This window comes from Desulfovibrio sp. 1214_IL3152 (assembly GCF_036763055.1).
Taxonomy (GTDB): Bacteria; Desulfobacterota; Desulfovibrionia; order Desulfovibrionales; family Desulfovibrionaceae; genus Desulfovibrio.
The window spans coordinates 1-5,592 of the sequence record NZ_JBAIYW010000569.1 but is presented as its reverse complement, the minus strand read 5'-3'; the positions used below and the strand labels follow the sequence as shown (position 1 = coordinate 5,592).

Here is a 5,592-nt window from a genome sequence, read left to right as displayed (position 1 = left end):
GCGGCCCACGGACGGCCGCAGGCCCCACCACGTGGCCTTTGTGCAGTGCGCCGGTTCGCGCGACCAGAACCATCTGAACTACTGTTCATACATCTGCTGTATGGCAACGCTCAAGCAGTGCCAGTACATTGCCGAGCAAAGCCCTGATACGCAGATTACGGTTTATTATATTGATATGCGCGCTCCCGGCCGCTACGTGAAAGTGCTTGAAAAGGTCAAGGCCATGCCCAACGTGCATTTTGTCAAGGGCAAGGTCGCTGATGTGGTGCAGGCTGCGGGCGACAAGGTGCGCCTGACGGCAGAAGACGCCGTAAGCGGCGAAAAGCTCACCCTCGACTATGACCTTGTGGTGCTGGCAACGGGTATGCAGCCCTCTTTGGCCGGCGAAGACGCGCCTCTGCCCCTGCCTCTTGATGAAGAAGGCTTTGTGGCGGGCGGAGAGGAAGCCGGCATCTTTGCCGCCGGTTGCGCGCGCATGCCCCTGGATGTGATGCGCTCGGCTCAGTCCGGTACAGCCGCCGCCCTGAAGGCGGTACAAACGGTGAAAGGGAGGTAGGCGGCATGTCCGGTAAGATTGGCGTCTATTTTGACCAGCAGAACATTGGCGGCGGCCTCGATCTTGAGGCGCTTGCCGCGCAGACCTCGGCAAAGTGGGGCGACCTCACCGCCGTGGTCAAGGTGGTTCCCGTGCTGGCATTGGCCGTGGACGAAATTCGGGCCGACATCGAGGCCCAGGGCCTGGACGGCGTGCTGCTGTGCGGCGCTTCCCCTCGTGTGGACGGCGAACTGTACCGTCTGCCCGTGCAGGTGGAACATGTGAACCTGCGTGAGCAGTGCGTGCAGGCGTACAAGAATCCGGACAGAACGCCCGTTGATTCCGCCAGCGCGCCCGAACTGCTGACGCTCATGGCCCGAGACTACGTGAACATGGGCGTAGTGAAACTGCAGAAGAGCGAAGCCCCCGAGCCTGCATCGGTAACGGGCGTGCAGCGCATTCTGGTGATCGGCGGCGGCTGGACCGGCCTTACGGCGGCCCTTGAAGCCGCGGCCACGGGCTATGAGGTGGTGCTGGTGGAAAAAGCCGACAAGCTCGGCGGCGCCGCCAACAATATTCCTATGGCTTCTCCCCTGGTTTCGCCCTGGACGGACAAGCAGCCCACCAACCTTGTGGCCAAGGTCAGCGAAGTTACGGGCAATCCCAAAATCAAGATTCACATGAATGCCCACATGGAAAAGCTGGAAGGCCAGCCCGGGGAATTCAAAGCCGTTATCGGTACGCTTTCCGGCCCTGTGGAAGTGGAAGTGGGCGCGGTGGTGCTGGCTACGGGCTGGGTTGCCCTTGACCAGAAGTATCTGGCTCCCATGGGTCTTGGCAAAAGCCCTATGGTGGTGGACGCCGCCACTTTCGGTAAAATGCTGGTGGCAGACCAGGTGAAGGCCAACCGTATCGCTTTTGTGCTTGATACCACCATGGCCGAACAGGCCGTGGCCAAGGCCGCTGAAGAAAGCGCCCCTGCCGGTGATGAAAAGCCCGCGGCGGCCGCTGCCCCCGAGGCTGAGGAAGGCGAAGAGGTTTTTGTGAAAGAAGACCTCGAAAGCCTCCGGCATCTGTCTTACTCCAATGCCGTTAACAGCGTGGGCATGCTGCGCCTTGCCAATACGGTCTGCGAGAAGACCAACGACGCCTGCCAGGCATTCATCCTTTATAAGGATATGACGGTTCCCGGCATTCTTGAGCGTTTCTACAAGAAAATGCAGGAACGTCTGGGCGTCATGATGACAAAGGCCGATGTGACCGACATCCGTGAAGCGGGCGGCCACATGGTTGTGGAGTGCAAAAACACGCTGCTCGGCATGGACTTTGACCTTGATGTGGACATGGTTGTTCTGCCTACGGGCCTTGTGCCCACCACGGCAAAGGACGTGACCATCCACTTTGACTACCGCCAGGGGCCGGACTTTCCGGACTTGCAGCTGTTTGACGGCTTTGCCGACTCAAACTACATCTGCTTCCCCTACGAAACGCGCCGCACCGGCGTGTACGCGGCGGGCTGCGTGCGCCAGCCCCTGACCATGGACGCTTGCGAAGAAGACGCCAAGGGCGCGGTGCTCAAGGCCGTGCAGTGCATTGAGGCGGCCAGCCACGGCGTGTCAGTACACCCGCGTTCAGGTGACCTTTCCTACCCCCTGTTCAATATGGTGCGCTGCACCCAGTGCAAACGCTGTACTGAAGAATGCCCCTTCGGCGCTCTGGACGATGACGAAAAGGGAACGCCCCGGCTCAATCCCACGCGCTGCCGCCGTTGCGGCACATGTTTCGGCGCGTGTCCCGAGCGTGTCATCTCCTTTGCCAACTACAATATTGACCAGATCGGCTCCATGATCCGTGAAGTGCAGGTGCCCAAGGACTTCAAGAAAGAGGGCCCCCGCGTGCTCATCCTGGCCTGCGAAAACGACGCCTATCCTGCCCTTGATATGGCCGGTGAGCGCCACAAGCCCTGGAGCCCCTATTGCCGCATCATTCCTGTGCGCTGCCTTGGTTCGGTCAACGCCATCTGGGTGTCTGACGCCATGAGCAAGGGCTATGACGGCGTGATGCTGCTGGGCTGCAAGTATGGCGATGACTACCAGTGCCACTTTGTGAAGGGTTCGGAAATCTGCGCCAAGCGCAAGGAAAATATCGCCGAGACGCTCAACCGTCTGGGTGTTGAACCCGAGCGTGTGGAACTGCTTGAAGTAGCCATTGATGAATACGACAAGGTTCCCGCCATCATTGACGGCTTTGTGGATCGCATCGTGGCCATGGGCCCCAACCCGTTCAAGGGCATGTAGGAGGAAGGCAGCAATGGCACAAATTACCATCAAACCTGATCTGGAGTTTGTCAGGGCGCTGGAAGAGGCGGGGGGCGAGTCCCTCAAGAAGTGTTACCAGTGCGCCACATGCTCGGTGGCATGCCCACTGTCTCCTGCCAATGCGCCCTATCCGCGCAAGGAAATGGTGTGGGCCTCCTGGGGCCTCAAAGACAAACTGCGTGGAGATATTGACCTGTGGCTTTGCCACAACTGCGGCAACTGCTCGGACCTTTGCCCGCGCGGAGCCAAGCCCGCCGACCTTATGGGCGCGGCGCGCAACGTAATTTATAAAGATCTGACCGAACCCACCGTGGTGGGCAAGTGGATGAGCAAGCCCTCGGGCCTGCCCATTCTCTTCGGCATCCCTGCCGTGATATGGCTTGTGGTGTGGTGGATTCGCGCCGGGTTCAACGGCGGCCAGTGGTTCCCCCGCGCTGCCGACGGGCGCATTGTGTTCGGTCAGGTGTTCTACGGCGACTATACCATTGACCCCATCTTCATCCTGACGTTCTTTGGCGCGCTTTTCATTCTGGCGCGTGGCGTCATGAAGCTGTGGGCGCTCTTCAAGCCCGAGGGCAAGACCACCGTTATCGGCAAAACAAAATGCTGGATCTGGCATTTGTGGGACGTGCTGTGGGATGAAGTCATCACGCACCGCAAGTTCGACGATTGCGAAAACGGTCCCGCCACGGGCAAAGAAACCCCCAGCCGCAAGTACGGACACTTTCTGCTGGTGTGGAGCTTTGTCATCCTGGCATGCGTAACCGCCATCGTGGCTTTTGCCCACTGGGGCGGCAAGGTGATGCCCGTCATCCATTTTGAAACGCCCATGCCCCTGACCTTCCCCGTGAAAATTCTTGCCAACATCGGCGCGCTCATGCTGCTGCTGGGCCTGGGTTTTCTCACGGTGCGCCGTCTGCGCCTGAACCCCAAGTTCCAGGGATCCAACTGGTACGACTGGTACCTGCTCGGCATCATCTGGCTGGTGGCGGTTACCGGTGTGCTGTCGCAGTGCTTCCGCCTGGCGGACGCCATTGTGCCTGCATTCCTGGTGTATTACCTGCACCTGGTTTTTGTGTGGATGCTCTTCGCCTATCTGCCCTGGTCCAAGCTCGGGCATTTTGTCTACCGCACGGCGGCCCTGTTGTACGCCCGCATGTACGGCAGAAGTTAGTTGGCGCGGCGCTCCCGGCGGCTGGCTGCCGGGAGCGCTTACAGAGTCTGCACTGTTGGCATTAAAGTTTTCTTGAATAAAATTACGATCTCCGAGGAGGAGGCCGCCATGTCCGATACATCTCGCAAAGTTTTTCCTGTGGAGTCCGTGCTTGCCCTCGTGGTGGGCAAGGAAGGCGTGGACGTGAAGGAAGTTGCCGGTTTTGTGGCCGGGCGCACCATCGTCTGCGATACCTGCGCCAAGGCTGTGGGGCCTTTTGCCGCCACATGGCTGGCCCGCTGCTTTCCAAAATTTGCGGAACTGGAATGGAAAGAAGGGCAGTCCTGGGACGCTTTTGTGAATAACGGCAGAAGCCTGCTTGGCGATAATGTTTCTCTGCCCGCCATGGACGGCCATACCAAGGCTATGGTTGACCATGTGGTTGATTACCTTGGCGAAACATATGACAGCCTGGCCGCGCAAACCGCTGCCGCCACGGCTCTTGAAGAGCAAGTGCGCGTTCTTGAGCCTGCCCAGGCCCGCGCCGAGGCCCTGTCCAAAAAAGTGGATGAGCTGGAAGCCAAGATCAAGGCCATGAATGCCGATATGGGCGGCCTGCGCCGTCAGGTGGCCGAGTTCCAGGGCAAGGTTGCCATCAACCATGACGACCTGCTTGTGAATATTAAAGACGCCATCAAGGACGGCCTCAAGGGCATGGTCATGGCCGGCGGCGCCGGCGCCGCTCTTGCCGCCTCCGGCGACGAGGCTGTGGCTGAAGCTGTGGAAGAAAACGCCGTACCCGACGATTTCGGTTTTGGTTCTTCCGGGGCCAGCTCGGAAGGCTTCGGCTTCTAGAGCAGTTTACGAATGAAATGAGTTAGCTCTGCAAGGATTTTCAGGAAAATCCTTGCCACGAAATGCGAGCAGGCAGGCTTTTGCCTGCCGTAGGTGAGCATTTCAAGTGTTAACAGGCCCTGGAGCGCTTGCCTGCGGCTTTTTTAGGCCGCAGCAAACGGACAGACGACGGAACGCCCGGTTTGTCGGCCTTTCCCCGCCGTGAAATGGGCAGGGAAGCCAGCGGGCAACACTGGGTCACAAGACCGGATTGTGCGTTGCCGCCATACAGGCACAAGCAGGCAAGCACAATCAGGAAGGCAAAATCAGACGGCACAAAGTGGAGATGCTTTGGGCCGCTGCGAACAACACTTTAAAAAATCCCGTCCCTCTGCGAGGGGCGGGATTTTTATTGGAACAATATTGTATACGGTTTCCGGCGACGGTGCGGGCAGACATTTGCCGCAGGATCAGTCCGTACTTGGAGACCTTGCGTGTGCCTGCCTGCCTACCTGCCTGCCGGGCAGGCCGTCTCATGGCAGAGCCGGGCTGGTCAGCTCAGGCGCTTTTCAAAAAAGACACGCCTGAAGCCGTCTTCGGTGCGGCGGCCGGTTTCCGTATAGCCCAGTCGGGGATAGATGCTGAGGTTGGCGGTCATCTTTTCATTGGTGTACAGGCACACCGCGTTGAGGCGCAGCCGCCGGGCCTCGGCTTCGCAAAAGGCGATGAGCGCCTTGCCGATGCCCCGGTCC

4 protein-coding genes and 1 pseudogene are annotated in these 5,592 nt (G+C 59.4%); 4 read left to right on the top strand and 1 reads right to left on the bottom strand.

The window, feature by feature from the left end:
* The 4 genes and pseudogenes from qmoA to V6C07_RS11935 all read left to right on the top strand — a co-directional run.
* Nucleotides 1–556: pseudogene (qmoA, locus tag V6C07_RS11950) on the top strand (heterodisulfide reductase subunit A); the annotation flags it as partial.
* A gap of 5 nt (nt 557–561) precedes the next feature.
* Nucleotides 562–2,832, top strand: coding sequence for a heterodisulfide reductase subunit B (gene qmoB, locus V6C07_RS11945; protein ID WP_333536705.1), 2,271 nt, complete (start codon nt 562–564; stop codon nt 2,830–2,832).
* A 13-nt stretch (nt 2,833–2,845) separates the two neighbouring features.
* Nucleotides 2,846–4,027: a quinone-interacting membrane-bound oxidoreductase complex subunit QmoC gene (gene qmoC / locus V6C07_RS11940; protein WP_333536704.1), complete on the top strand. Its 1,182-nt coding sequence runs from the start codon at nt 2,846–2,848 to the stop codon at nt 4,025–4,027.
* Between the two features lie 108 nt (nt 4,028–4,135).
* The gene (locus V6C07_RS11935; protein WP_333536703.1) at nt 4,136–4,861 is read left to right on the top strand and encodes a hypothetical protein; all 726 of its coding nucleotides are present in this window, start codon (nt 4,136–4,138) and stop codon (nt 4,859–4,861) included.
* A 532-nt stretch (nt 4,862–5,393) separates the two neighbouring features.
* Here the strand turns inward: V6C07_RS11935 and V6C07_RS11930 are convergent.
* The coding region (locus V6C07_RS11930; protein ID WP_442891937.1) for a GNAT family N-acetyltransferase at nt 5,394–5,592 on the bottom strand (199 nt) is incomplete at its 5' end.